The organism is Thermogutta sp. (assembly GCF_014359955.1).
Lineage (GTDB): Bacteria > Planctomycetota > Planctomycetia > Pirellulales > Thermoguttaceae > Thermogutta.
Genome location: NZ_JACIYL010000491.1, coordinates 1 through 3,332, shown reverse-complemented (window position 1 = coordinate 3,332; position 3,332 = coordinate 1). Strand labels below are relative to the sequence as shown.

Genomic DNA, 3,332 nt, shown 5'->3' with positions numbered 1-3,332 from the left:
AGCGTCTCTTCCACGGAAACCTCTGGCGATGCGGAACGCCACCACCAGTGTTTGGAACTGACAGGTGTGGTCTCGCCGTGATTGCCCACCCCGAGCTGGACGACCATATTTCGGCCGTTGGCCTTGGCCATGAGAAGCGCCCGATCTGCCCGTCGAAGAATTGTTTCGGGAGTGTCCCCCGGCTGAACTTCCGTGACTCCAAAACTGGCCGTTACCACCCGACCGTTCAGCCGAGCCAGGGGTGTGCGGGCGAGGGCTTCTCGCATTTCTTCGGCGCGACGGGTGGCCGTCGCAATGTCACACGCAGCACAGAGCATGACGAATTCTTCGCCTCCGTATCTGGCGACCAGATCCCCGGACCTGGAGAACCGGCGCAGAACCCCTGCCAGCGTCCGCAGGGCGTCGTCCCCCGCCTGATGACCGTAGGTGTCATTGACCTGTTTGAAGCGATCGAGGTCGCAGATGATGAGGCTGAAGGGAATTCCTCGCCGCTGGTACTGCTCCACAAAGAGTGGCAACATGCGATCAAATTCCGCGCGGTTGGCAAGGTCTGTGAGCGGATCGCGGGTCACGCGTTCGCGGAAATATTCGAGCCGCTGTTCCAGATTGATCTCCGGTGAGGCGTCATGAATGATGGCCACGGCGCCGAGAATAGTCCCATCCTGCAGGACCACCGGAACGGCGTGGAGATCGACCGGGACTTTCTCCTGATTCCTGCCCTGCATGCTGAGGCGCCGCAGCACCTGGGCCCCGCATCGCAGGGCGGTGAGGACGGGACAATCCTGCTCGGTCAGCGGTTCTCCCCGTTCGCTTCGCAGCCCAAGAATAGTAGGGGACCACTTTCGCGAACGCACGGCTTCCGCCATGATTCCGCTGAGCCGCTCTGCTCCGGGATTCCACTGGAGAATAAGCTCCTGGGTATCGACGAAGATGACGCCATCCCGCATGTTCTGCAAAAGGCGGTGCTGGAAGACGGTCTCCATCTCCGGGGGGAGAATGGTTTGAGAGGGGGAGACCCATCGCCACAGATGGTTGACCGACTCGGCGTCCAGGTCGGTCAGCCAGCGTCGGGCGACATCTTCTTTGGCTCCATCCGCACCGCCCCGATAAAACCGAACAAACTCTTCCACGAGATCAGGGTCAAATTGCCGTCCCGCCCCATGATACAGCTCCGCAAATGCCCGTTCCACGCTCATCGCGGGACGGTAAAGATGGTCCGTGGTCATGGCGTCGAAGGCTTCGGCGACGGCGATCATCCGGGCCGCTTCGGGGATGGCTCGCCCCCACGCTGAGTACCCCGCCCTGGTCGCGTCATACCACGCCGGCACGTTGCCCACAATCCGCAAAATCCTTTCGTTGTCGGTGACGTGCCGAAGGATTTCCACACTCATCAGCCGGGCACGATCGACGTAAAGGATCTCCTCCGGAGTCAACGGCCCCGGTTTAAGGAGGATTTGATCCGGCAGACCAATCAGGCCCACGTCGTGCAAAAGGGCGGCGACTTCGAGCTCGTCGCGTTCCTGCTCTGTCATGCCGCGCCATTTGGCCCAGGCCGAGCAGAGAAGAGCCACGCGCAGGGAATGGATGGCGGTCGGCAGATGGCGAACCCGCAGGGCAGCGAATAGACCGGCCGACACTCCCAGCCGGGCTGCCACGAGGCGTTCATAATGGGCGATGTCCGGTGACCCGGTTTCCTGTCCGGACGGTATGACACTCGATGAAAGCGCTTCCGTTGCCGGTCCAGAGGGTTCCGTCACTCCGCCGGGCAGCGGCGTCACCTGCGTCTCAGGGGCACCGGAAGCTGGTGCCGCGATCTCGGACATACGTGGTCCCCTTTCTCCAATGATTCACAACAGGAATCCCTCCGGTGAAATGAACCGACCAGCCTCACCCCCGCCGTCCGGCATCGGGTTGAGATCTGTCCAAAACGTGTTTGCCCGCAAGACAGCGGTTCCCGATCAGAAACTGCCGCAAGCTCCCCGTATGTGTGGCCGGTCAATCATTTCCGGATGAGTTGCCTGTTGAACAACGGACTAAACAAGAATTTGCCTGGCCAACGATAAGTCGAGTTTCACCAGGGCATTGTCATGGCTTCTCTCAAAGCCTAGGTTACGGCGAAAACAAGGTCAAACTCTTTCCCGCCAAATCAAGCGAGCGGAACATGGAATCGTGTTCGCGACGACAATCTGGCGTATCAAAACCAGCCGTGCGTTGGCATTCTCTTGTCCTGATGAAAAAAGTAAGCAAACAGGGCAGCATGAAATCAACTGTTGCCAGATGGAGCGCTTTTGGTGGGTAGCCCCGATTCAGACAAAAAACGGTCAGGGTAGATCATATGCCACCCTGACCGAGGTCCAAATGGTTACACTTTCAGACAAAGCGGTCATTCCGGGACGGGCCCTTTGCGACCGCCCGGGCTCTTACCCGCGGGGCTTACCGCTTCTGCTTTTTGTAGTCGCCGACGTTGGGCACCTTGGGATGGACATCCGGCCCGAAGTACCGGAGACTCACGAGCGGCTCGGTTCCCGTGTTCTCCACGATGACACCAGCTTTGGCCGCCTCATAGGTGATGTAGATCTCGTCATCCGGCTCTTCTCCGAAGCGGATCATGATCGGCGTCTGCAACCAGAGTTTGCTCTTCTCATACCCCTGGACGCTGATATAGCCGCATCCCTGGACGGTGATCCAGCCACTGGCGCCTGGATCGCGAAGGACGCATTTCGCGCCGGGCATCACCGTGAGCTCCTTGGCGGAGAAGAGCTGCTTGCCATCCACCAGACCATAGACGATCCAGCGGTCGGTGTAGCCTTCTCCGGAGTTTTCCTCATCCACGATGGGCTCCAGGTAGTTGTGTTCGCGGAAGTAGGGATCGACGTTCTTTTCCCAGTCGAGCTGGTCCACAATGTAGTCCAAATCGTGCTGGTATTCCTTGGGCACGTCTTTCACGCACAACTCCCAGGGGACGTAGCGTCCTTCGACCATTGACTGGAACATTCCAAAAACGTCCGACCCCCACTGGGGTTCATACGTGCAACGGGACCCGGGCGCGTGGAGGACGCCCGCCGGAATAAGCCAGCCGGTCCCCGGTTTCAGCCGGTACGCCCGGGACAGGTCGAGAATTCCGTTGTCCCCCTTGTTCCAGTTTTCCAGGCACCGTTTGACGTCATCTTTAGTGACGCCGGGTTCAAGCCCCATGAAGGTGTAGTCGAAATGATTCTCGGCAGCGTTCAACTGGGGCGGGAAGTAGTAGGCTTCCGGCTTGCCTTCCTGACCCGTCTTCTGGGCGTGCTCCTGGCGCTGATGCATATGGTGGGGAATCGGGCCCGCGTTGT

The 3,332-nt window shown here is 59.7% G+C and carries 2 protein-coding genes; both read right to left on the bottom strand.

All coding sequences use genetic code 11. The annotated features are described in order from the left end of the window. On the bottom strand, window positions 1-1,823 hold a 1,823-nt coding region (locus tag H5U08_RS13425), incomplete at its 3' end, for a diguanylate cyclase (RefSeq protein ID WP_297033997.1). A 610-nt stretch (window positions 1,824-2,433) separates the two neighbouring features. Beyond that, window positions 2,434-3,332, bottom strand: an 899-nt coding sequence (locus tag H5U08_RS13420) for a hypothetical protein (RefSeq protein ID WP_297033995.1), incomplete at its 5' end; no start/stop codon positions are given.